Origin of the sequence: Nocardia sp. NPDC052566 (assembly GCF_044547285.1) — a bacterium.
Classification (GTDB): Bacteria; Actinomycetota; Actinomycetes; order Mycobacteriales; family Mycobacteriaceae; genus Nocardia.
In genome coordinates, this window is record NZ_JBIUAF010000005.1 from 36802 (window position 1) to 59147 (window position 22346).

Consider the following 22346-nt stretch of genomic DNA (forward strand, 5'->3'; position numbering starts at 1 on the left):
CGCCAGCGCATTTCGAGGGCACGCAGATCGGCGATGTCCGCGGCCTCGGCGAGTACTCGCACCACCGCCCACAGCTGCTCCCATGCGGCGGGCACCTTGCCCTCGTTCAACCAGCCGTTCAGCGCGGTGCGGGTGATGGGCTTGGGTTCCGCACTCGATCCGCTGGACGAGAATTGCTTGCGTCGCCGATCGGCGCGCACCAGCTCGTTGGCGGCCGCGGCGATGCGGTGCAGGGTAAGGCGTTCACCCTGCGCGCATTGCTCGGCCTGTTCGAGTAGCCGCCGCAATGCCGCGGAATAGCGCTGCCTGCCGTCAAGGCGGGTCATCGGCCTGTCGCATGTCCGCCGAGTGCCGCCGCGGCATCGCGGCGGCAGCGGATATAACCACTGCCACCTGGTTCGATCCGACCTGCTGCCGCCGCCGTGCCGCTGCCTCCTGCCGAGGGATGTGGTTTCAGCGAATAGTTTGCTCCGACCTGAACGACCGAGTTGGAGGAACTATGAAATCACCCATCGCTGCGGGTGTTTCGACTGCCGAGCAGCTCCCGCCGACAGTCTTCATTATCGGCGCCGCTGGGCTCGCCGCACTGTTGGCGACCGTCATCGCGGTGATCGGACTCGCCGCCGCACATCCCGACGCGTCCCGCCGTCGCGCCGCCCAGTACACCCTACGCATCATCACCGACATGATCGTTGCCCTGTTCCGCTAGCCCCGACCCGTCGAGCGCAGTCAAATGGCCCCCGATTACGGCGTGTCGCACGGCCATTTGACTGCGCTCGACGGCCTTCTCGGCGTGTTGTGCTGTGACACAACGTAGTTCAAGGTCAGCGTGCACTGGGGTAGGGCCACTCGCACGTACCACCGCAGTGCGCGTTGATCATGAACCTCCGGCATCGAGCGCATCCGAATGGCACCAACTTCGGCGTGTCGCATGGCCATTCGACTGCGCTCGGCGACCTGCTGGACTTGACTGCCGCCTGCCGCCTGCCGCCTGCCGCCTGCCGCCTGCCGCCTGCCGCCTGCCGCCTGCCGCCTGCCGCCTGCCGCCTGCCGCCTGCCGCCTGCCGTCCGGTGCCCGACCTGTCGGCGCTGTTTCCGATCGGGAGAAATGGCGCTACATCTCGAGCTACCGGACCTGGCGGCGGCAGATCGGGTGGGGCTGGCGGTACGTGCGAGCTATCGGTCGGTGGCCTCGTGGAGTTCCCAGAGGCCGTCGATGCCGAGGCGGATGGGGTAGAGCGGGTCGCCGTCTTTGTCGTGGGTGGCGTTGGGGTAGCGGATGATGTCCTCGGCGAAGGGGAGTGTCCAGGCGTGGTCGAGCAGGCCGACCGGCAGGTAGTCGGATTCGACCGTGCGGTGCAGGCCGCGTGCGGTGGCTTGGCAGACGAGTGCGAGTAGCGGCCATGCGACGAATCCCAGTGTGTCGAGCCGCCGTTCGTCGGCGCCCCAGTAGGCGCGGTGCTGGCGCAGCGCTTCGGTGAGCGCGGCGTCGAATTCGGTTGCGGCGCCGGTGGTCAGGTGACGCAGCGCGCGGATCGCCGGTGCCGCGATGTATGTCGCGTACTCCTCGCCCGAGGCGTCGGCGGCGGACTCGGCGTCGGCGATGGTCTGCGCCAGCCGGGTGTCTCCGGTATGCCACTGCTGCCAGCACCGCGCCCACAGCTGCCGATACTCGCCCGCGCCGACCGGATATCCGAGACGGTCCGGCCCGCCGAGCAGGAAGGTGAGCAGCCGCGGATCGCGCACGACCAGCGTGGTCCACAGACCCGCCAGGAAGTCCGATGCCGCTGGCGCGTCGGCGGTCCCGCCGAGCGTGGGAATCCAGTACTCGCGCTCCTCGATCACCGCCGTGACATGTGCCCGCCCGGCCGGCTGTCCGGCCGATTGCAACCGTGCCACAAGCGCATTCGCCGCACACCGCACGCTCGCGCGGATCCGCGCGAACTCGTCACCGAAGTCCGCGAGACTGAAGTACCCGGCCAGCTGCAAACTGCTGACCCCGATCCGGGCCAGCGCACCGTCCTGATCCCCGGCGAGATCGTCCTCGGCCAGCAGTCGCTGCTTCTCCCGCTGCGCCTCGGCCACCCCGCGGTGGAGCACGTCCATATAGAAGTCGATCCGATCACCCGCCTCCGCGGACGCGGCGCTCGGATCGCACGGATAGTGGCGCGAGACATGCTGGACAACGGACATGGTGCTCCCGAGAGACGACGAATCAAGCCCTACACATGATTCGACGCACCGAAACCATCCGCGGTTCCCCGCCTTCCGAATTGTGCGCGGTTCCTCGGCGGCGGGCTCCAACCCGCCGCCGAGGCGCGCGAACTCAGGTCAGGTGGTCGAATTCGCCACTGACCCAACCGATGTAGCGGTCCGCGGAGCGGCGGACGATCGCGTCGGCGTCGGTGTCGATCGCGTGGCCGAAGTTGTCGTAGAGCCGGTCGAACTCGAATTCGCCTATCGTCTTGGCGATTCGGTCGACCACCGCGGCCGAGAGCGGGATGCGGTTCGGATAGCTGCGCATGAAGGTGACCGACTTGCGGTCCGGGTTGGTGTGGATGGTGTCGGCGCTGAACAGCACGCCCTTACCGCCCGCACCGGCGGACCAGTGCACCGCGCCGCTGCCGGGAAAGTGCCCACCGACCTGGCGCAGTGTCACACCTGGCAACAGGTCGAGCCGTCCGGACCACGGCCGGATCACCGGATCGGGCCGTGCGATCCACTCCATATCGGATTCCGCGACGAGCACCGGCACCCCGCCGAGCGCCTTGCTCCACTCCACCTGCAGGCCGAAATGGTGCGGATGGCTCGGCGCGATGGCGACCACCTCGCCGAGCGCGAGCACCCGGCGCGCGGCCTCCTCGTCGACATAGCCCTGCACATCCCACAGCAGGTTGCCCGCCGGGGTCCGCACCAGATGCGACTGCTGGCCGATGCCGAACTCCGGCTCGACCGTCAGCCCGAACAGGTCGGGTTCGATCTCGCGCACCTCGACCCGATGACCGCTGGCGGCGAGCTCGTCGAGCGTGCTCCACAGCTGGCCCTCGGCGGGCACCCACTGTCGGTCGTCGGCGCAGATCCGGCAGATCGTCGCGGACTCCTCGTGTTCCACCGCGCAGGTACTACAGATCTTCCACATGTTCACTTCTCGATGTTCTCGAAGTCGAACTGACCCGCCCACGTCAGGGCCACATTCTTCACCTTGTCCGAGTGACCCGCCTGGGCGATGTAGTCGAACAGCGGGACGCTCGGCATATCCTTGAGCAGCAGCGTTTGCGCCTGCCCGACCAGCTTGTAGGACTCCTGCTCGGTCTGCGCGGCGAGGGAGGCATCGATCAGCCGGTCGAACTCCGGATTGTTGTAGAGGGTGTTGTTGTATCCGGCGGTGCTGTAGTAGTTCGCGGTGAGGAACTGCAGCATCGTGGGATAGTCGCCCTGCCAGCCGTAGCGGAAGCCCTTGCCGATGGTCTTGTTGGTGATCGCGGTCCTGATGTCCTTGAACGTCGGGTACGGCGCGCCGACGGCATCGATGCCGAGGGTGTTCTTGATGCTGTTGGTCACCGCCTCGACCCACGACTGGTGGTCGCCGTCGGAGTTGTAGGCCATTTCGAAGCGGCCCGACCACGGCGAGATGGCATCGGCCTGCGCCCACAGCTTCTTCGCCTCGGTGGGGTTGTACTTCAAGAACTCCGAGCCGGGCAGGCTTCCGTTGAACCCGGGCAGTGTGCTCGCGGTGAAGTCCTTGGCCGGGACGCGGCCGCCGCGGAAGATGTTCTCCGCGATCTGTTCCCGGTTGACCGCCAGTGACATCGCCTTGCGCCGTAACACGCCTTCCTCACCGCCGAAGTGCGCGAGGGTGGGCTGCAGGCCGATATGCGAATTCTGCGCGGTGGACTTGGTGATCGCGCGCGCGCCGAGATCCTTCTTGTAGGTGCTCATCGCGCTGGCCGGAACCGTGTCGAGCGCATCGAGGTTGCCCGCGAGCAGGTCGGCGTACGCGGTGTCATAGGACTGGTACATCACCATCCGCAGGCCCTTGTTCTTGGCCGGGCGCCCGCCCTTGTAGTCCGGATTGGGCGCCAGCTCGACCTTGACGTTGTGCTCCCACGCCCCTTGGCGCGCGAACTTGTAGGGGCCGTTGCCGATCGGATTCTCGCCGAACGCCTTCAGATCCTTGTACGCCGCCTCCGGCAGCGGATAGAACGGCGCGTAGGCCAGGCCGGTCTCGAAATCGATGGACGGGGATTTCAGTGCGACCGTGAAGGTGTAGTCGTCGACGATCTTCAGGCCCGACATCGTCTGCGCGGTCGGCTTTTCCGCGCTCACCTCGTCGTATCCGACGATCCCGTTGAACACGTAACTCTGGATCTGGGCGTTGGTGCCCAGTGCGGCGAAGTTCCACGCGTCGACGAACGATTTCGCCTTCACCGTGGTGCCGTCGGTGAACTTCCAGTCGGGCTTGATCGTGATCGTGTAGTTCTTGCGGTCGGTCGTCACGATCGACTGCGCCATATCGTTGTGGGCGACGCCGCTGGCGTCGTAGTACTTCAGCCCGGCGAATAGTCGGTCGATGATGCGGCTACCGTTGTTGTCGTTGGCGTTCGCGGGCAGCAGCGGGTTCTGCGGCTCGGCGAGATTGACGGTCACCACATCGGCGCCGCCGTCGCTGTCCGACGAGCACGCCGTCAGCGTGACACCGCCGGTCAGCAGCAACGCCGCCGCCAATGCCGTAATTCTGTTGAGTCTCAACGGGTTCTCCGATCGAGAAAGCAGGGGTCCGTGGGCGCACGCGAAGGTTTTTCGCCCGCACTCACCGGATCCGCAAGGGATTCCCTCGGACACTAGTCAATTCGGACATCCATTGTGATCGGATCGACCGATCAGTCCTCGACGGCTCGCGCTTGCTTGCCGAGTTGCTCGGCTTCGGACTTTCGGCCGAGCCGCTCCATGCGTTCCGACTGCCGGGTCAGCGCGTCGGCCAGGAACCGCTTCATCGTGTCGCGGGCGGTGGTGGCGTCGGCTCGCAGGCCGGCGAGGATGCGCTGGAGCAGGGCGATCTGCTCGGCGCCGACGATCACGGCGTCGCCGGTGCGTTCGGACAGGTCGAGGTAATAGGTCTCGAGTGCGAGCGAATCCGCGAAATGCGTCAGGTAGGGACGCCCGAGCACGGTGCCGGTCATGTGCCGGCGCAGCGCGGCCGATTCGGCGCTGTGTGTGACGGCCCGCACGAGATCGCCTGCGTCGCCGAGCGTTCTGGCCGTATCCAGCTGAAATTCCGCTATCTCGTTGAGAATTCGGTGGTAGCCCAGGACGAACGGCGGCGGCCGCACGCCGATCAGCTCCTTGGCGATGGGCAGTGTGATGGACAGTGCGCGAGCGGGTTTCGAGGTGGTCCGCGGAAATATCTCGGTATGGATCGTGTACCGGAGCAGGCTGCCGCGCATCCACGCGTGGACGACCTCGGCGGCCACCTGCCGATACATGAACAGCGCGGCGATCAGGCCCGCGCCGATGGCCGCGGGCCACACCCACGGCGACGCGTGCAGATACTTGATCACCACCGCGACGGCCTCGGCGGTACCGAGCAGGATGACCGTCCACCCGATCAGCCTGATCACCCAGTGCCGTTTCGCGCCGAACACCATTTCGACCAGGCCGGGGAACATCCCGGTCACCCCGATACCGGGCAGCAGCGCGAAGAAGAACTCCTTGATCCCGGTCAGCAGGATCAGGGGACCGATGATCGCCACGACGACCACCGAACCGATAACGGCCGCACTGACTCTGGGAAGATCCTCGCCCACACCACCACGGTCGCACGGAAACCCGCCACCGCGCACGGACTTTCGGGCACCTCCAGGGAGATCAGTGGGTAAAGGCGTCGACGCTTTCCCGTACCCAGGCGAGGAACGCTCGTACTTCGGTTGCGGGCAGCGCGAGCGCTTCGGCACGCGGCCGCTCGAAGCTGCGCAGCGCGGTCTCGATCAGCGCCCGGAATTCCGGCTCCGACCTCGCGATCGCCCGCGCGGCTACCCGTTTCGCCGACCAGCGCCCCTCCCGGCAGAACGCCACCGACCGGCACCCGTTCAGCACCTGGTTATCCGCCAAATGTCCCATCCCGTCGGCATGTTCGCGCACCGAGTCCGAAATCGCGGCCGACAACTCCCGCCGCCCCGGCGCGGCAAGCACCCTCCGCACCGGTTCCCCATAAAGCAGGCACCCGGCCTGGTACCCGATCGACCGATCGATGACATACCAAAACGCCTGCGCCCCAATCGAATCGAAGCTGACCCGGTTCGTGAGCAGCGGCCCGGTATTGAGATCCAGCAGATACCCGGCCGCCCCGGACGGCCGACCGAGGAAGTCCGAGTCGTACACCACAAGCTCCAGCCCGGCCGCAGGACAGGGGAGCGCACCCAGTGATTCAGCCAGCTCACGCAACTCCGCCGCGCCCACCGACGGCGCGACGACAACCGTCACATCCACATCACTGCGCCCGTGCCGATAGTCCCCCAGCGCCACCGACCCCACCGCGAACACACTCACCAGCCCATCCCCGCAGATGACCCGCGTCCGCCGAACGAGCTCGCCCAGATACGGACGCAACTCGACGGGGACCGACTCCGGGTCGACGAGAGCGTGCGGCATACCGCCAGTATCGGCTCTGCGCACTGGGGCGCCGGGCAGGGATGAACTCACGGGGCCGGGACCGGCGGCCATTGCTGGGGTTCGATGTTCGCCGGTTTCCGGGAAGGGTCGTTGTCCCAGTCGAACTGCGGTGGCGGTGGACCCCACCGGGTGGGGTTGGCGAAGGAGATACGGGCGGTACCGAACTCGACACCGCGGAAGGAGGTATCGCCGCCGGCGAAGGTGACGGCGGTGAATCGGGCGCCATCGAGGAATTTCGACCGCTCGAACTCCGCGGGCCCGAAGAACTTGGTGCCCTTGAACGTGGCGGTGCCGGTGAAGGTCGTGCCCTTGAACCCGGCGGCTCGGGCGAATCGGGCATACCCGAATCCGGCCTCGCGGATGAAGGTCGCGCCTTCGAAACCGGCCGAACGGGTGAAGACGGCGTGCCCGAATCTGGCATCGCCGGTGAACTCGGCCTTGGTGAAGTTGACGGTGGTGAACGTCGCGCCGGAAAATCCCGCCGAGCCGGTGAATCTCGCGTTGGTGAAGGTGGCCTCACCGCGGAATACGGCATTGCCGAAGCCGGCATCCCCCTTGAACTTCGCATCGGTGAAGGTGACGTCGCCGTCGAAGACGGCCTTGCCCAACCGTGCGTCGCCGAGAAAAGTGACCTCGTCGAATCGGACTGCGCCGGAGAAGGTGGTCCCGTGCAGGTCGACGTACTCGAGGTGCGCGGTCCGGAAGTCGAAATCACTTGCCGACCAACAGTATTCGGCACCCGAATGGAGGTGGTCGGCGATGACCGTCAGGATCGTCCTGCGCACCTCACGATCGTTCTGCCGGTATTCGATGTGCTCTTCGGTCTCGCCGTCGGCATGTCCGTCCGGGCGGCCCGGTGCCTTTACCACCAGCTTGGTGCGTCCGCTGTTGCCATGGGCCACCTGATAGGGCAGCCGAAGATAGCCGCAGAGCACATTGACGCACTGCTGACGGCGATGGCGATCGGATTCGTCGGCGACGCCTGCCATCGCGTACACCCCGGCGATGCGGACGGCGACGTCGCTGTCGCCGAGTTGGGCGGCCGCGGCCCCGAAGCGCTCGACGAAACGGCCCTGTTCGAGGTCGCGTTGCCGCCGATAGGCAATGACCAGGGCGACGACGCCGCCTACGCCGCCGACGACGGTGAGCGAAAGCCGCACGATATCGGTGGACGCGACTTTGGCGTCCGCGCTCGGGTTGATGTGCAGGATGTGGTTGATCGTCCATTGCGCGCCCGAGGCGATTGCCAGAGCGGCCAGGATCGCCAACACGATCGAATACAACAGCCGTACCCGGCCCGCACGCCGACCAAGACCGCGACGTGTCTTGTTCAGCCATCCGAACATCGATTGATTGTCCTGCGGATGTCGCGGCGACGCGCCGAAAGCCGCTGTGCCGCGCCTCTGTTCGCGGCATGTTGCCGGTCCGGCGCGACGGTCCGGTGGCTCGCGTCCGTCCAGGAGCCGATTCCGGCCTGTCGACGGTGGAAACGCTCTAAGGTGCAGCCGAGATATATCTGCAAGGCGCTAGGTTGGCCGTTTTCAACTGAATGAAGGTTTGGTTAAGCCAGGCAACAATTGGACCAAGGATGCAGCGGAACGCTGCAAGGAGGAGTACAAAGAGAGTGTTGAGACTCTCGGTCCCAAAGGGCAGGCGGTTCACATGAGCAACACAGACGCCGCGAATGCCGGTAATGCAGGGGGAATGCACAGACGTGAGGTGAGGGGTGTGGATCGACCGCCGGTGCAGATCAACGCGAAGGTCCCGTGGGCGCTGGCGCAGGGCGCCAAGCGTGCGGCGAAGCTGCGCGGATTGACATTGAATGCCTACCTTGCCGAACTCATCGCCGCCGATCTAGCGGGGATCACCGATACGCTGCGGCGTCAGTTCGCCGAAGAAGAGCAGGAACTCGCCGCCGAGCGGGAGGCCATGCTGGCCGCGCTGAACCGGATCAAGCCTTAGGCATGCGCGCGGCGTCGCCGGAGGAATCCGCGCGGGAGGCGAGGTCGCCCTCTGAGGCGTGCTCGATGATGGCGTCCAGCACGCAGACCGCCGCGGCGCGGGCGCCGAGTTCCTGTAGGACAACTGGCTCGTCCGGGAGGGATCGGAAGACGATTTCGGTGGCATCCACGGCGTCGACCGCAAAGGTGGCGGTGATTTCGGCCGACACGGCCCTGCGGTAATCGGCCAACGGACTCCCCGGCGCCGAGTCGGTGATTTCCGCCGGAAGATAGACGATGAGTTCGCTCGGGTCGACGACATTGCAGACGTGCGATAGTGCTTGGCCGAGTGCGGCTCCCGCACGAGACAGCAGCAGCCTGCCTTCTCGGTACGGGACGTTGCGCACCGCGACGTCGAGACGAGGTTGGTCGGCAGAAGCGCCGAGCTTCGCCAGAATGGCACGCGGCGTGGCGATCCCGTCGACGTGGCCGATGGCCCCGCAGGTGCATTCAGCCGGTTGATCCTCTTCGTCGCGGCCGACCCACTTGGCCGTGTCCGGCAGTTCGAGGGGTTCGCGCCCCGGAACCGGGTGGCCGGGCGGATGGTCGACGACGATGTGGCCGACCTCCATCGCCTTGCCGGATTTGCCGCGGCGGACCCGGCCGTCCATTACGAGGCCGCCGCCGACGCCTGCGTGGAAGACCGCCACCACCGCAAGGTCGGAGAAGCCATATCCGAGTTCACGGATTGCCAGCGCGGCAAGGGCGGCGGCGTCGTTCTCCACGATGATCGGAATGTCGGGAAAGCGGTTACCGGCTCCGAAGGCTACGCGCAGCTCGTGTTCCAGATCGATGGTCTGTGGCGCGAAATGTTGTTTGTTGACGATAGGGGTGACCTTGCCGTCGAAAACAGGTGCACCGACTTCGACACCCAGTCCGAACAACTCAGGGCCGACGCCGTCCCGATCGCGGCTCCGGTCGTGCCCATCCAGGAGAAGACAGACGTGGCGGTGGATTGTCGATGCCAGGGCGGGCCACGGCCCGGCCTCCGGATTGCCGATCTCCTCGGATTCGGACGCGTGGATCTGCCAGCCGACGATGTCGCACAGGATCGTGGTCACCGCGACGGGGCGCCCCAGTTCCATCGCGACATGTGCCGCGGCGGTGACGTACCCGGTGCCGAGGCGCAGCGGCCACACGTAGTGCCGCTTGCCCGCTGGGCGGCGGTCTCCCTCGGCCAGCAGTTTCGCCTCGATGAGTCTGGTGACCGCCTTGCTCGTCGATGCCTGGGGCAGCGTACGCCGATCGAGCTGTCGAGGCGCCTCCGCCCAGCCCGCGGCCAGCTGCGCTCGTGACACTTCGGCGGGCGCCCAGCGTGCGACCCGGGCGAGCACGGTGGCGATGAGCTCGGCGCTGACGGTCGCGCCGAACGGTGCTATCTCGATCAGGGGATCCCGGAATCGTCCGCGCATCTCTCGGGCTCCTGTCAGTTGATCAAGACTTGCGGAGCAATTGCGTAAGCGCGTCCCGCATTTGCGGATAGGTCTTACCGCTCAGAAACTGTTCGAAATCGAAGATCACGTCGAAGCGGACGCGAAGTTCGCCCACCAGGCGGTAGCCGCAGATGTGTGCGTACATCCGCAGCGCCGCGTACGCGGCCTGGTATCGGGTTTGCAGTGACCAGCTCGGATGTGGCAGATCCCGCAACGCGAGAATGAGGGCGGCGATACCTGCCGGCGTGGTGTTGTCCGGCGGCGGCATATCCTTCATCTTCGCCCATTGTTTCCAAATCGGCCGGAACAGATCCCGCGTCAAACCTTCGCCGCGTTCGAGCGCTAGGCTCAGCTGGTCGACGTATTTGGGCGGAAGCGTATCGCATGCCACTTCGAGGAGACCGGTCAGTTCGTCGTGCGCGTCGGCCTCATGATCTTCTAGCCAGTTGTTGATCATTGTTCGGACAGGAATCACCGGCGGAGCTTGCCGCGCGATGCTTCCGCTCGTGCCACCTCCCCCGATGGAGATTGCTGGGATGGTTAACCGAATTCGATATTGATCGTATTCTCAGTGAAACTCATACCGGAACTCGTGGCCTTATCGTACGGCATCCGGTGACGGATCGCTGGGACAGGTGTAACGATTGCCTCGGCCATCGTAGTATTCAAGGACACGCTGACTTTCCACCGGGGCCCGGATACGCAGGCCCCGGGCATCGCTGAGGAGCGAGGCTCATGCCGACCAAGCGGTCCCGCGACAATTCACCTGTTCACACCTACCGGCAACGGGGTGCGCAAACGCGTGTCAAGCGGACTACCGCCGCGGTGGTGCAAGCCGCCGAACAAGCGCTGATGATCCAGCTGGCCACTCGCCCCGCAGAGCCTTTGTCGCGAATGAAGATGGCGACGATCTGCGATCTGGGAAAGATCAATAAGACGACATTGTTCCGCCGATTCAAGACCGTCGAGGCCGTCGGCGCCGCGGTTGTCGATAAAATGCGGGCCGAGGGCAGGCCGGTGCCGCCGCAGATCGCCGATCTCGCCGAGCGGCATGTGCGGGACAGGTCGTGGAAGGACGCCGTGCACAGCGACCCGGTTCGCCTGGTGGGACGTATCGGCGGCAAGAATGTCGACGTCACCCAGCTCCGGCGCGGGTACGAGGAGGCGGTGGCCAGGGTCGAACAGGAACGCGGAGACGACCACACCGAGATCATCTTTTGGTGCGTCGAACTGGCGGAGAAATATTTGGCGGATTGCAAGCGAGAGGATCTGCGGAAAGCGGAGAAGTGCCTGGAATACGCACACCGCGGTCTGGACCTGCTCGACCCGGCCAATGAAACGCACTGCATGCTCGGTTTCCGCCTGACACAGACCGCGGCAAGGGCGGAGCTGCTGTTGTCCACGAAGCGGTTGCGCTATGAGACAAAGGGACTGAGCCGGATCCGCTCGCTGAAGGAGCGCGAGATTCAGTTCGCCGACGCACTCGGGTGGGAGTTGAAAGCCGAGCTGGCCCGGTTCCACCGCGATCGCTCGGCGGCGCTCTGCGATGACCGCGTCGAACCCGAGATCGCCTCCATCCGGTGGATCAGTTCGACCCTGCTGGACAGGTGCCGGTCCAGGGCTCACACACCACAGGATCAAGTGCCCGCCGACGAATTGGCCGGCGTCATCTTCCGCCTCTGCGCGATCGAGATGGCCTATTCGGAGGACGGCAAATACGGTGACGCGTTCCGTGCTGCCTTTCCGGACGGTGCGGCGAAGGTGAAGGACGAACTTCTCCAATGCTTCGGCAACGCCAGCGGTGACGCGAGGCAGGAACACGACGACACCGCGGCGCTGATCAGGTTGCAAGAGCTGGATGCGACTCTCAGGCAAGCGCGGCGCGACGGCGCGCCGCTGGGTGACGTCATCAAGGGTTATGAACAAGCGCCGGTCGATCTCCTCCGTAGCGCTCGCTTCGGCATCATCCGCCATGTCCTGGTCGCCCGATATCTCGTCGCGAAGGCCGAGGCGAAACTCCTCGAACAGCGCGGTTTCGCCGGCGGCCCCCTGCCGGATGAGGACGGTTCACCCATTCACGCTTCCAGCCGCGACCTCATCGAGTCCGCGATCTACTTCTACTCGCATGCCGAAGCGGTCACCCGCCGCCGGGGAGCCGGTGGCAAACTGCGGTACTGCGCCAAAAAAGAGCGTGATGAGCTGATCGACTCCTATGAGAATGTCTGCAACACCTACGACGATCCACCGGCGGTCGGCGCGGTCGAGGTCGAGGAATTCCAGCGAGCGATCAACGATCTTCTCCTGAAGGTTTTCACCTGGCGGACCAAACTCGATGCGGACGCGATGCAGGGGTTGCGCGACCTTATCGAACCGGTCGGACGGTATCTGGAGCGCAATCAGAAATGATCAATTCCGCAGTCCGGAGTCGGGTTCGGTCATTCCGTCGATGATGGCCATGAATCCGGCGGCGGCATAATGCCAATCGACGGGCCCGCCCTCCACGCCGGGCAGCCGCGTCGTGGTCGGGATGGACTGGCTGATGAACCGCCGCATCGCCAGGCCGCCGATCAACGACGACGCCGTCGTCGCGAAAATATCGGCATCGAATCCTGCGCGGAACCGCAGGCCGAGTTCGTTCATCATCTGCTGGTAGAACTCGGCCATGAGTCTGGTGTCGCGCGCGTCGGCAGCCGCGAGAATGTCCCTGGCCCGCTGATGGTTTTCGTCGATCAATGAGGGAAGGGCCGCTGTCAGCGCCGCGTAGGTTCGCCAGGCCAACTTGCGATGGTTGGTCTCGAAGTTGTGTGTGACGGCCTGACGGATCATTTCGCGTAGCACCGCGCGGCGGCCGCGCTCACTGTCTCGCAAGTGCTTGTACTCGGTGAGCACGGCGTCGGCCACTCGCATGGTTCCCTCGTCCAGCACGGCGTCGCGACGCCGCTCCGGTTCGGCCATGGCCTCGATCAAATCGAGGTAGAACATCTTGTTGGAGGTCCAGATCCGCCGCACCGCCGACCGCGACACCCCGGCGTTGCGGATCAGATCGTTCATGTTCAAGGCTCGGAGGTCGAGCTTCAGTCCGTCGTGCTCGAGCGCGTCCAGTGCTGTCGCGAGCACCATGGTGCGAGTCTCCGCGGCCGAGCGCCGTGACGTGGTCTTCTTCGATCCTGCTCCCGGCGCCATCGTTGCGCGCACCCCCTCAACCTCGTCCTCCCAGTTTGCGGCGATATCCAGCGGTCCGCTGTGGTTTCCGCGACCGCTCGCGGTAACGACTTCGTCGCAGCCGGTTCGAAGCAGACGCTCTGAATGCAGTGGAAGGTGTTGTGCGGCATACAGTCTGATCTGTCCCCCTTGCGGCCCCTATGGCGATGCTCGAGGATCAGCGTTGGTGGGCGGAGGAGATGGCGCGTTCGAAGGCGCGGAGGTCGTCTTCGAGGTTGCGGAAGAGCCAGTAGTTGCCGATGAAGCCGAGGACGCCCGCTATGCAGAGCCAGCGGATGGGGTCGATGACCAGGGAGACCTCTTGCGGGGTCAGGAACATCAGGCCGGTGACCACGGCGATCAGCGGGATGGATGCGGCGATCGCGAGGTAGCGGGTGCAGCGGCGGGCCAGCGCGCGCAGGTTGGCGAGGTCGGTACTGGTCGCGCCCTGGGTGAGCAGGTGCGGGTAGACACAGCGGACGACGAACAGGGTGACGAGGAAGAACGGGTAGGCGACGGCGAGGGTCGCGCAGACGATGAGCGAGGCGGCGAAATGCACGACCTGGCCCGGCGTGAGATCGGTGTAGGTCAGCAGGCCGATGACGAACGCGATACCGGAGACGGCCCAGCCACCGAACGCGACCACTGCGACGCGGTCGCCGTCGAGTAGCGTGTCGGTGCGGGTGAGCGCGAGAGTCCTTGCGTCGTACTGCTTTCCGCGCCGCAGCCCCCACCACACCAGGAACACGCGACGGCACAGATAGCTCGTGACAACGGCGACCGACAGCGGCACCGTCAGCTCCAGCCAGGCGCTGATCTGCCGCATCTGCGCGCGCTGCCCCGCGGTGAGCCACGATTCGATCAGCGGTGCGTTGTGCAGATTGCTGTACAGCACGCCGAGTCCACCGCCGATCACGCTGGCCAGTGTGACGATCGCCAGCAGCGACCACGGTCCGAGTTTCGTGCGCAGGCTTCCGGTCGGCGGATCGACCAGATCGCGGGCCCGCCGGTCCAGGCACAGCTCGAACTGCTGCGCCAGCTCGGCGCCGGTGGACCAGCGGTCGTCTCGTTGCGGCGCAAGGCATTTCAGCAGTATCCGGCGCAGCGTCGGCGGGCAATCGGCGGGCAGCTCGGACAGGTAGCGCGCGTCGATCTCATGGCGCCGCAGCTCCAGCATGCGTTCGAGCGAGGTGTCGGATTCGCCCGCGCGGGTTTCGTCGTCGAACGGCCGGTGCCCGGTCAGCAACTCCCACAGCATCACGCCGAGCGCGTAGATATCGCTGCGGGCGTCCAGATCCGCCGCGCTCGCAGGCAGATCCGGATGGCAGGCGGCCAGCTGCTCGGGCGACATATAGGACAGCGAGCCGCCGAAATACGCGATGGGGCTGGTGCCTGCGACGTGATGGCTGAAGCTGATATTGAAGTCGGCCAGCTTCGGTATGCCCTCCGCGGTCAGTAGAACGTTGGCGGGCTTGATATCTCGGTGCAGCACGCCGTGCCGTCCCGCGTGCTCGAGTGCGGCGGCGAGCCGACTGCCGAGCCAGGCAACGGTTTCCGGCCAGGTGTACGCGGCGACATCGGCGCGCACACCCGATTCACTCGGTGCGATACCGCCCTTGCTCAGCATCGTCTGGTCGACGGCGTCCAGCAGCAACCGGCCGTCGCGCCGATCCGGTGGCCGCTCGCGCACCAGCCTGAGCGCTCCGAGCAGGGTGCCACCCGGAACGTATTCCATGTACATCAATTTGAGCTCGTCGTCTTCGATCAGCCGCTGATCGAAGACCCGCACGATGTAGTTGTGATCGAGCTGCGCCAGCGTCTCCGGTTCGGAGCCGCGATTGTGCGAGATCTTCACCGCGACGAGCCGCTGCATGGATCGCTGCCGCGCCAGGAACACCCGGGCGAACGAGCCGCTGCCCAATCCGACGAGCAGGTCGAAATCGTCCACCCGATCGCCGACGTTGATGCACTGCAACGCTTCCTGCGCCCACGGGATGGCGATGAGCGTGCTGCGATAGTCGGTCGGATCGGGTGCGGTCGACTCGGCGGTCTCCGGCCGCGGATCCCGCCCGGATCGGCGCAGTGCGTGGGATTCCTCGTACACCAGATCCGGCGGCAGCGGCCGCTCCCGCAGTTCGTCGAATTCGCCGCGGTATTCGTCGAGCCGTTTCGGATGGTCGTAGCGCAGCCACCGGTATTCGAGATCGACCTTGATCAGCTCGACCAGGCACAGCCTGCGGAACTCCGGTGCGTCGGGCAGGAATTCGCGCAGATCCGGCGGGGTACCCGTGGCGTCCCAGGCCGTGGCGAACCGGGCGACCAGCGTTGCCAGCAGTGAGCGAGTCCGGTCGACACCGTCGGAAACGATCGTCGGTTCCACACTCATGACACGCCGCACCGCCTACTGGTCACCGGCGCCGTACGCGCAGACCGCACCGGGCGGTTCCTCCCTCGACCGCTGATAGCTCAGTATGCTCCTGCGCGCTAGCGGCCGGGCGCGATGAAGCCGGACTCGTAGGCGGCGATGACCGCCTGCGTCCGGTCTCTCGCCTGCAGTTTCATCAGCAGGTTGCCTACGTGTGTCTTGACGGTCTCGACGCCGAGGTACAGCGACGCCGCGATCTCGGCGTTGGTCAGGCCGCTCGCCATGGCGCGCAGTACCTCGGCCTCGCGTTCGGTCAGCTTCGGCTGTGCCGGTTTCACGTGCGCCGCAAAGGGATTCGCACCGTCTCCGCGCGCGGTGACCAGCGCACGGATCGCGCTGGGGAACAGCACCGAGTCGCCCGTCGCGACAGTGCGGACCGCCTGCACGATTTCCTCGGGCCTGGCGCGCTTGAGCAGGAAGCCCGCCGCGCCGACGCGCAGCGCGTCGTACACGTACGAGTCGTTCTCGAAGGTCGTGATCACCACGACCTTCGGCGGGGCGGCCAGTGTGGTCAGCAGGTGTCTCGTCGCGGCGATGCCGTCCACCGTCGGCATCCGCACATCCATCAGCACGACGTCCGGTCGTGTGGCGCGCACCTGGTCGAGGACTTCGCTTCCGTCCTGTGCCTCGCCCACCACCTCGATATCGCGCTCCGCGCCGAGAATCGCGCGCAAACCGGTGCGCACCAACGGATCGTCGTCGACGACGAGCACCGCGATCACGGTGTCGTCTCCGCCCAGGGGAGGGTGGCATGCACCGTCCAGCGGTTGCGTGCGGCGCCGGCACGCAGTTGGCCGCCGAGCACGAGAACTCGTTCGCGCATGCCGATCAATCCACGCCCGCTTCCGGCCGCGGGCCGCGCGGTCACACCGTTGGTCACTTCGAGCCGGACGGCGGGCGGCGACGCACGCACGACCAGGTCGATCGGCCCACCGTCACCGTGCCGCACGGCATTGGTCAACGCCTCCTGCAGCACCCGGAATGCCTCCCGAGATACCGAGGGCGGAACGGCATTCAGGTCGCCGATCACCTTGGTGACCACCCGAGCCCCGGTATAGGCGGCGATCAACCCGTCGATGCCGGTCAGCGTCGAGCCGGGCAGCTCCTCGTCGACGCCGCGACGCAGCATCCCGAGCGCCTGATCGAGTTCGTCGAGGGCGGCTCGCCCGGTTTCCTCGATCCGATGCAGCGCCTGCCTGGCGAATTCCGGATCGTCATCGAGTACCCTTCCGGCGGCCGCCGCCTGCATCGTCATCGCCGTCAACGCGTGACCGACCGAATCATGCAATTCGCGGGCGAGTCGATTTCCCGCCGCGAGCTTGCGCTCCTGGCGGCGCAGCGCGGCAACCTGATCCGCCTGTGTCGGTCCGAGCAACGCGGGTGCCAGTCGCGCCAGCAGCGCCGCGGCGCCTGCCACGAGGTACACCGCGACGAGCAGCAGTCCGGCACCCGCGCAGCCTGTCAGGATGGCCCCTGACGTGCTGGCGGCCGCCGGCGTGAACTGCTCGGTCAAGTGCAGTGTCGCCTTGTGCGAGCTCGTGAACGGCACGATGAGCATCGTGGCTGCCGTGGGAACCGCCCAGATGAAGACACTCGTCACGGAGCCGCCGAGTACCAGCGTCAGGAAGTACCAGACCGCGCCCCGTGTTCGTGACTCGAGCGTCTCGCGAGACGACGGATCAGGGTCCGGCAGCGGTACACCCAAAAATGCTCGTACGGTGATGATTTCGAGTAACCGCACACCGGGGAGCAGTGCGACGCCCACTGCGACAACAGCGGTACCGATGGCGAGCACAGCGATGAGGGCGAGACGTCCCGCGGTGACGTCGTCGCGCCGGATACCGATCACGAAGACGATCGCCAGCACGACATAGGGGATGGCGACGACGCCGCCGAAGAGCACATAGACGCCGCGCAGATATGTCGACGGCCGCCCCAGCGGGCGTACCAGCCTCCGTAGTGTCGCAGCGAATCGCACGTACCCATCGTCGCAGAACGCCGCCCGGGGTCGATTCCCCCGTGCGAGGGACAGCCGTTCACCCGACGGCGGGAAGTGCCGGGGCCACCGCTGCGCGACAGTCGGAAACCATGACATCCAAAACATTCGGCAGTGCCCGCTCAGTGGTCTGGGCCGGCGGCCTGATCGCTTTTCTCGGTGCCGGTCACAGTGTCGGAGCGCTCATCCTGACTCGCGATTTCTTCGACAATTGGGCGGCAGGCGATCTCTGGGACCCCGCGATGGATCTGCACGCGCCGCAACCGATACTCGGCGCATTCTTCGTGTCGGTGGCAAGCTTCGGCGTCCCGCTGCTCCTGGTCGGGTTGGCAATCAGCTGGATCGGTCGCCGAGGACTCGTCCCGCCACGGTATTTCGCCTGGGGTATCGCGGCGTGGATCACCGTGTGCGACGTGATCGGCGGCCCGAGCCCGCTGCTCCTCGCCTGGATTTCCATCGTGACTTTGCTGGTCGCCGCCCGCCGAACACGTCTGCGGTCCGCGAGGAAAGCGGACCTCGCCGCAGCACCGTGACGACACGCCGCTGTCCATTCCCGTTGATCCGCCGGCGGATCGAGTGTCGTTCGGCAGTGCGGTATCGTGACATGACAGTTTTCGTTGATGAACCCGTGGGGGAGGTTCAATGGCGGCTTCGACAGCGCTGCGGTGGGGCTCGGCGATCCTGAGTACAAAGGTGGAAGTGCCATGACCTATCCGCCACAGGAACCGTACGACCCGCGGATTCCCCCTGATCCGTACGCCGGTCAGCAGTATCAGCAAAACCCGTATCAGACGAATCCCTATCCGGGAACGCCGTATCCGTCCAACCCGATGCCCGGATACGGTCCCGAGGGGCCGCGGCGGTCCGGTGGTCCGGGCCTGATCATCGCGCTCGTCGTGTCCGCGGTGCTCGTCATCGGGGCGGGCGGCGTCGGGTTGGCGTTCTTGATCAACCAGAGCAAGCCCGACACCACCGACGTGCTCGGCGGTAACACGCCGACCAGCACCACCCGGCCGTTGCCGACGTCGTTCTCGCTGCCGCCGTTGCCGACATTCACCACCAGGCCCGCGCCTCCGCCGCCGCCACCGTCGAACGACATCTGGATCGCGGCGATCTACAACCCCGCGACCAAGAACGTCTACTGGGCGCGCAGCAGCATCAGCAGCGCCGATGCCAGCTCCCGCGCCCGCGCCGAATGCGGTAACTGCCAGGAACCCACCTGGGCGCGAAACGGTTGCGTCGCTTTCGTTATCGGGAAGAACGGCTGGGCGGGCTCCTGGGGCGCCACCGTCGCCGAGGCCGAAGGCAAGGCCATCAACACCGTGGAAACCAAGTACGGCGGCTCCGGCCCCTACAACCGCTGGAACAAGTGCTCACGGGAGTAATGCGAGGGTCACGGCTTCGCGCGTATGCCATCCAGTAGCCAGCGCAGCCCCCGCTCGAACGTCGCGTCCGCGTCGGCGGTGACCTCGGCGATGCTGCGCAGGCCCGGATGCTGTTGGAGCAGTTGCGGATCAGCCGGTGCGTCGGTGGTGCGCTGCTGTTCGGCGACCGTGGCGCCGATGGCGTAGTTGCTGACCGCGGTGAATGCCGTGGCGGCCTCGGTCACGGAGAATCCTTCCGCGACAAGCCTTTCGATCAGCCAGTCGAGGTATTCCAGCTGATCGTCGGCGGTGGGGCGTGCCTTGATCATCAGCAGTCCGCCGTCGCGCCGGGACCGGATGGCGGCGCGCTGCGTTCTGGCCAGGTGCGTCAGCAGGCCGTCGGTGGTGAACTCGCTCGGCTTCGGCGTCTGGGTGACCGCGGTCTGGACCAGGGCGCGCGCCATCTCGTCGAGCAGGTCCTGCTTGTTGGAGAAGTGGTAGTAGAGCGCGGAGGGATGCACCTCGAGCCTGCCCGCCAGCTTGCGCAGCGACAGCGTTTCCAGCCCGACCTCGTCGAGCTGGTCGAGGGCGATACGCACGATCTGATCACGGTCCCAGGCCATGGGGCGAAATCCTAGCCTTTCCGACTAGACAGTGTTCAGTTAGTCTACTAGACAGTGTTCAGTGAACACTGTCTAGTAGGGAGGAAGTCATGTCCGACAACGAGATCGATCGCATCCCGCCCGGTATCCGCCTCGGCGTGGTGCGCGGCATCACCTACGGCCTCTTCGGTCCGCCGGAACCGATCGTGGCCCCGGCGCGCGGCATCGGCGCCGGGGTGATCCGGGTCTACCTGTACTGGTCCCAGATCGAACCCGAGCCGGGTCGCTTCGTCTGGGATGCCGTCGACACACTGCTCGCGCAACTCGACGGTGACGAGGAGGTCTGGGTCACGGTGTCATCGAGTTCGATGTGGGCCACGCGGCGCGCCACCGACATGCTGCCGCCGTCACCGGCGCGCGACCTCGACACGTTCGCCGCGTTCGTGCGGCGGCTGGTCGAGCGGTGCCGCGGCCGGGTCATGTACTGGCAGTGCGACAACGAGCCGTCGATCCCGATTCTGTGGGCGGGCACCGCGGCGGAATACGTTGCGCAACTGAAGGTTTTCGCCGCCGCCGTCCGCGCGGCCGATCCCGCCGCGCTGGTCACGCTCGGCGGGCTGCCGCCCGGCGGGCACCGGCCCGGGGTGTTCGAGTACATCGCCGAACACGCGCGGGACGACTTCGACGTATTCGACATCCACCTGTACGGCGACCCGTACGGCATACCCGAGCAGATCGCGGCGGCGCGCAAGCTGATGGCGGCGCACGGCTACCAGAAGCCTGTTGTCGCAGGCGAATACAACGGCCCGGTGCTGTTCCAGTTCCCGGAGCTGATGGGCGAACTCGGTGCGGTATTCGCCGGTTTCGGCGCGCAGATGGTCGGCACGGACGGCGAGGGAACCGCCGACGCCGAGTGGACCGCCACCACCACCGATACCGGTCCGGCGCCGGAACACGAGGCGATGGCCGACCTCTACGCCCGCATGGCCGAATTGCCGCCGCGGATACAGATGTTCATGGAGAACTGCCCGCCGGAGTACGAACAGTTGCGGCACCGATGGAACAGCCGCGACATCGTGATGCGCAATGTGCTCGCGCTGTCGGCAGGCGTGCGGCGGACGCTGTGCTGGAACCTCGCCCCGGAATCGCCTGCCGGGGGCGACATCTACTCCGGAATGGTGCTGCTGTTCAACAAGTTCAAGCTGATGGACTACGAGGGCGACCGGATCGCGCACCGCTACCCCTCGGCGGCAGCGTTGGCGCTGACCGCTCGAATGCTCAGCGGCACAACGGTGGTCGTCCGCCGGGAGTTCGAGGGTCACCCCGAGCTGTATGTTTTCGAGATCGAGCGGGCGAGTGGGCCCTTGCTCGTCGCTTGGGAACGCCGCGACGACGTCACCGGGGAGGCACAACCTCCGGCCCTGTTCCATCACCCGTGGTCCGCCGCCACCGCGCACGCGGTGAACGCCTACGGCGAACCGGTCCCGGTCGAAACCGCCTCGGGCGCCGTCCACTTCCCGATCTCGCTGACCCCGCTGTTCATCGAACCACTGCGAACCGACTAGTCGAGACTTTTCGGTAGTGTTCGGAGGCAGCCGATTGCGTCAGGGAGATCGTATGGAATTCGACATCACCACCGACAACGTCCCGGCGGCTGCGGATCTGTCCTTCCGCGCGTCCGCCGAAGACGACCACCCCCGCGTGCTCGAGGTACTCGGCCGCTGGTGGGGCGGGCTCGGCGGCGACGAGGGCGCCAGGCAGCGCGCAAGCTTGCTGCCCCGCCTGTTCTTCCAGCACTTCAACGACACCAGCTTCATCGTCGAACGCGACGGCGAACTGGTCGGCTTCCTGGTCGGCTTCCTGTCGCAATCCCACCCCGACGAGGCCTACATCCACTTCGTCGGCATCGCCCCCGAACTCCAAGGCCACGGCCTCGGCCGCACCCTCTACGAGAAGTTCTTCGACCTCGTCCGCCGCCACAACCGCACCACCGTCCGAGCCATCACCTCCCCCGCCAACACCGGCTCCCAATCCTTCCACGCCCAAATGGGTTTCACCGCCACCCTCTCGCCCCACCCCCATTACGACGGCCCGGACCTGACCCGAGTCACCTTCGTCCGCACGCTCTGAAAAGCGGTCGCGAAACTTCCACTCGCCCTCGGCTGATCGTCAGCCCGCCGCCTTCTTGACGAGCTCGCCGAGGCGTGCCTCGTCGGCGGCGGTCAGCTCGGTCAATGCGAACGCGGTCGGCCAGACGTTGCCGTCGTCGAGGGTCGCGATGTCGTTGAACCCGAACGTGGCGTACCTGGCGTTGAACTTCTGCGCGCACTGGAAGAAGCACAGAACTTTGCCGTCCTTGGCGTAGGAGGGCATGCCATACCACAGCTTCGGCATCAGCTCGGGTGCGTTGGCCGTGACGATGGCGTGAATCCGCTCGCCCATCGCCCGATCCGAGTCGGTCATCTCGGCGAGCTTGGCGAGCACGTCGGCCTCGCCGTCGGCCCTGGCCGCGCGGGGGTCGCGGCGCGCCGCCCTCTTCAACTCCGCCGCGTGATCCTTCATCGCGGCGCGTTCTTCGGCGCTGAACGCCACCGAGGAATCGCTCTTCGCGGCGGTAGCTTTGGTGGACTTCTGGTTGGTGGCCATTGGATTCTCC

Annotated in this window: 21 protein-coding genes; 7 read left to right on the forward strand and 14 right to left on the reverse strand. The window is 66.1% G+C overall.

The genetic code is table 11. The features are described from left to right. Positions 1-499 precede the first annotated feature (499 nt). The gene (locus ACIG5A_RS25165; protein ID WP_397244090.1) at positions 500-709 is read left to right on the forward strand and encodes a hypothetical protein; all 210 of its coding nucleotides are present in this window, start codon (positions 500-502) and stop codon (positions 707-709) included. A 467-nt stretch (positions 710-1176) separates the two neighbouring features. Here ACIG5A_RS25165 and ACIG5A_RS25170 read toward each other — a convergent pair whose 3' ends face one another. From ACIG5A_RS25170 to ACIG5A_RS25195, 6 genes are all read right to left on the reverse strand, one after another. Then, the gene (locus ACIG5A_RS25170) at positions 1177-2193 is read right to left on the reverse strand and encodes an immunity 49 family protein (RefSeq protein WP_397244092.1); all 1017 of its coding nucleotides are present in this window, start codon (positions 2191-2193) and stop codon (positions 1177-1179) included. A gap of 133 nt (positions 2194-2326) precedes the next feature. Then, positions 2327-3139 (reverse strand): MBL fold metallo-hydrolase, encoded by an 813-nt coding sequence (locus ACIG5A_RS25175; RefSeq protein WP_397245884.1) that lies wholly within the window; start codon positions 3137-3139, stop codon positions 2327-2329. A 2-nt stretch (positions 3140-3141) separates the two neighbouring features. Further along, a complete protein-coding gene (locus tag ACIG5A_RS25180) occupies positions 3142-4749 on the reverse strand; it encodes an ABC transporter substrate-binding protein (protein WP_397244094.1) in 1608 nt (535 codons plus the stop codon). Between the two features lie 131 nt (positions 4750-4880). Next, positions 4881-5804, reverse strand: coding sequence for a hypothetical protein (locus ACIG5A_RS25185; protein ID WP_397244096.1), 924 nt, complete (start codon positions 5802-5804; stop codon positions 4881-4883). 61 nt (positions 5805-5865) lie between these two features. Continuing rightward, positions 5866-6648: an aminoglycoside adenylyltransferase domain-containing protein gene (locus tag ACIG5A_RS25190; RefSeq protein WP_397244098.1), complete on the reverse strand. Its 783-nt coding sequence runs from the start codon at positions 6646-6648 to the stop codon at positions 5866-5868. 47 nt (positions 6649-6695) lie between these two features. Beyond that, entirely contained in the window at positions 6696-8015 is a 1320-nt protein-coding gene (locus tag ACIG5A_RS25195; RefSeq protein WP_397244100.1) for a pentapeptide repeat-containing protein, read from the reverse strand. Positions 8016-8397: 382 nt separating this feature from the next. Here ACIG5A_RS25195 and ACIG5A_RS25200 point away from each other — a divergent pair, with 382 nt between their 5' ends. Continuing rightward, positions 8398-8631: a hypothetical protein gene (locus tag ACIG5A_RS25200; protein ID WP_397244102.1), complete on the forward strand. Its 234-nt coding sequence runs from the start codon at positions 8398-8400 to the stop codon at positions 8629-8631. Here the strand turns inward: ACIG5A_RS25200 and ACIG5A_RS25205 are convergent. Beyond that, positions 8621-10081 (reverse strand): ROK family protein, encoded by a 1461-nt coding sequence (locus ACIG5A_RS25205; protein ID WP_397244106.1) that lies wholly within the window; start codon positions 10079-10081, stop codon positions 8621-8623. The two genes, ACIG5A_RS25200 and ACIG5A_RS25205, sit on opposite strands and share 11 nt — an antisense overlap. A gap of 22 nt (positions 10082-10103) precedes the next feature. Further along, positions 10104-10559, reverse strand: coding sequence for a hypothetical protein (locus ACIG5A_RS25210; RefSeq protein ID WP_397244108.1), 456 nt, complete (start codon positions 10557-10559; stop codon positions 10104-10106). 278 nt (positions 10560-10837) lie between these two features. Between ACIG5A_RS25210 and ACIG5A_RS25215 the strand changes: the two genes are divergently transcribed. Next, the gene (locus ACIG5A_RS25215; protein WP_397244110.1) at positions 10838-12508 is read left to right on the forward strand and encodes a hypothetical protein; all 1671 of its coding nucleotides are present in this window, start codon (positions 10838-10840) and stop codon (positions 12506-12508) included. On the opposite strand, the gene ACIG5A_RS25220 is transcribed toward ACIG5A_RS25215, so the two are convergent. The 4 genes from ACIG5A_RS25220 to ACIG5A_RS25235 form a co-directional block, all read right to left on the reverse strand. Next, a complete protein-coding gene (locus tag ACIG5A_RS25220; protein ID WP_397244112.1) occupies positions 12509-13297 on the reverse strand; it encodes a hypothetical protein in 789 nt (262 codons plus the stop codon). 184 nt (positions 13298-13481) lie between these two features. After that, entirely contained in the window at positions 13482-15689 is a 2208-nt protein-coding gene (locus ACIG5A_RS25225; RefSeq protein WP_397244114.1) for a serine/threonine-protein kinase, read from the reverse strand. 98 nt (positions 15690-15787) lie between these two features. Beyond that, complete coding sequence (locus ACIG5A_RS25230; RefSeq protein WP_397244116.1) at positions 15788-16450, reverse strand: response regulator; 663 nt, start codon at positions 16448-16450, stop codon at positions 15788-15790. Then, a complete protein-coding gene (locus ACIG5A_RS25235; protein ID WP_397244118.1) occupies positions 16447-17706 on the reverse strand; it encodes a sensor histidine kinase in 1260 nt (419 codons plus the stop codon). Before ACIG5A_RS25235 ends, ACIG5A_RS25230 begins: the two co-directional genes overlap by 4 nt. A 110-nt stretch (positions 17707-17816) precedes the next feature. Here ACIG5A_RS25235 and ACIG5A_RS25240 point away from each other — a divergent pair, with 110 nt between their 5' ends. Further along, positions 17817-18257 (forward strand): hypothetical protein, encoded by a 441-nt coding sequence (locus ACIG5A_RS25240; protein WP_397244120.1) that lies wholly within the window; start codon positions 17817-17819, stop codon positions 18255-18257. 171 nt (positions 18258-18428) lie between these two features. Further along, positions 18429-19109: a DUF4189 domain-containing protein gene (locus tag ACIG5A_RS25245; protein WP_397244122.1), complete on the forward strand. Its 681-nt coding sequence runs from the start codon at positions 18429-18431 to the stop codon at positions 19107-19109. An 8-nt stretch (positions 19110-19117) separates the two neighbouring features. Here ACIG5A_RS25245 and ACIG5A_RS25250 read toward each other — a convergent pair whose 3' ends face one another. Beyond that, positions 19118-19711: a TetR/AcrR family transcriptional regulator C-terminal domain-containing protein gene (locus tag ACIG5A_RS25250; RefSeq protein WP_397244124.1), complete on the reverse strand. Its 594-nt coding sequence runs from the start codon at positions 19709-19711 to the stop codon at positions 19118-19120. An 89-nt stretch (positions 19712-19800) separates the two neighbouring features. Here ACIG5A_RS25250 and ACIG5A_RS25255 point away from each other — a divergent pair, with 89 nt between their 5' ends. Continuing rightward, entirely contained in the window at positions 19801-21255 is a 1455-nt protein-coding gene (locus ACIG5A_RS25255; RefSeq protein ID WP_397244126.1) for a hypothetical protein, read from the forward strand. 52 nt (positions 21256-21307) lie between these two features. Beyond that, positions 21308-21820, forward strand: a complete 513-nt coding sequence (locus ACIG5A_RS25260; RefSeq protein WP_397244128.1) for a GNAT family N-acetyltransferase — start codon at positions 21308-21310, stop codon at positions 21818-21820. A gap of 39 nt (positions 21821-21859) precedes the next feature. On the opposite strand, the gene ACIG5A_RS25265 is transcribed toward ACIG5A_RS25260, so the two are convergent. After that, entirely contained in the window at positions 21860-22336 is a 477-nt protein-coding gene (locus tag ACIG5A_RS25265; RefSeq protein ID WP_397244130.1) for an iron chaperone, read from the reverse strand. Positions 22337-22346 lie beyond the last annotated feature (10 nt).